At 73.9% G+C, this 1,324-nt stretch carries 3 protein-coding genes; 2 read left to right on the top strand and 1 reads right to left on the bottom strand.

Features of this window, described 5'->3' with window-relative positions:
- Both AB0P35_RS42125 and AB0P35_RS42120 read left to right on the top strand, forming a co-directional pair.
- A partial coding sequence (locus tag AB0P35_RS42125; protein ID WP_363521913.1) for a hypothetical protein occupies nt 1–280 on the top strand: 280 nt, incomplete at its 5' end.
- Nucleotides 281–605: 325 nt separating this feature from the next.
- On the top strand, nt 606–908 hold the full coding sequence (locus AB0P35_RS42120) for a DUF4193 domain-containing protein (protein ID WP_363521911.1): 303 nt from the start codon (nt 606–608) through the stop codon (nt 906–908).
- An 80-nt stretch (nt 909–988) separates the two neighbouring features.
- Here AB0P35_RS42120 and AB0P35_RS42115 read toward each other — a convergent pair whose 3' ends face one another.
- A complete protein-coding gene (locus AB0P35_RS42115; protein ID WP_363521908.1) occupies nt 989–1,207 on the bottom strand; it encodes a hypothetical protein in 219 nt (72 codons plus the stop codon).
- Between the last annotated feature and the right edge of the window lie 117 nt (nt 1,208–1,324).

The following is a 1,324-nucleotide window of genomic DNA, read 5'->3' as shown; positions in this document are numbered from 1 at the left end:
CCCGGCCCTGGGCCGGGGCCTGACCGGCGCCGGGCCGGCGGCCGACGTCCTTACGGAGCTCGCGGCCCGCGGCTGGCCCGCCACCCACCTTGCCGCACGCCGGGACACCAGCACCGCCACCGTCGCCGCCATCCGCGACGGCTCCCGCCGCCGGATCTCCATCGCCCTCAACGGGCGCATCCACCACCTGTGGCTGCGCCTGGCGGGCACGACCCCGACCGCCCAGGGCATCCGGACTTCAGTCGCGGCCCGCACCCGCGCCTGGGCGTTGCGCGGATAGACACACGGCCCTGTGCCCCGGAGGCAGGCCGCGAGCATGGCCAGCCGCGCCGAGCAGGCGCCCTGCAGACGGTTCCGGCCCGGCCCGGCGTGGCCGGCCCTGCTCCTGACCTCAGCCCGAGCCTGCACGAGCGGGACGGGCCTGGCGCCGTCCGTGGCACGGCGCCCTCTCGTGTCTCGCGCATCGGGCGGCCGCCAGATGGGATGGTGGTGCGCCACGGGACGGGATTGATCACCAACCCGCGCCGGCCGGCACCCCGTCGGCGGGTCCACGGGAACAACCCGACCCGCACGAAGCGACCCCTGACGAGGAGAAGGCACCGACCTTGGCAACCGACTACGACGCCACCCGCGACACCGGCGACAGCGGCAGCAACGATGACAGCATCGAGGCCCTGAAAGGCCGGCGTGACGACAAGCAGAGCGCCGCGATCGACGCCGACGCCGAGGCCGTCGAAGGGCTGGAACTTCCGGGCGCCGACCTGTCCGGCGAGGAACTCACCGTCCAGGTCGTGCCCCTCCAGGCGGACGAGTTCACCTGCATGACCTGCTTCCTGGTCCACCACCGCACCCAACTCGCCGGCACGGACAAGAACGGCCGGCCCATCTGCCGCGACTGCGCATCGTGACCTCCGCCCGTTCCGCCACCACAGCGGCCGGCCAGGACAATCCCACGGGCGAGCAGGCCAGTCGCCCGGGTGGTCCGTGTCTACCGGATCTCGACGACCTTCAGCTGCTTGTCCTCCGGCAGGTCATGGAGGAACCGGGCATCCCCGTAGGCCGCCTGCTTGGCTTCGACGGCCTGCTCCTCGGTGGCCGCGGCGAGGGGGACCCAGGCGACGCTGCACCAGGGCTCGTCGCCGGCGGGGAAGGCGTGAAGTCTGCCGTGGTCGAAGCACCAGGCGTAGGTGAACGACGTGGTGGGCACGCGGGGGACCTCCTGCACGGCCGGGCGGAAGCGGGTGCGACACCGTCCCCGACGTCGGCGGGGACGCTCGGCCCCAGCATGCCACCGGGGAGCGGGCCGACCCAGCCCCCTGCGCAC

Source organism: Kitasatospora sp. NPDC085879, from assembly GCF_040686255.1.
In the GTDB taxonomy this organism is placed as follows: Bacteria; Actinomycetota; Actinomycetes; order Streptomycetales; family Streptomycetaceae; genus Kitasatospora.
The sequence above is the reverse complement of the archived record's forward strand: the minus strand, read 5'-3'. Positions and strand labels throughout refer to the sequence as shown.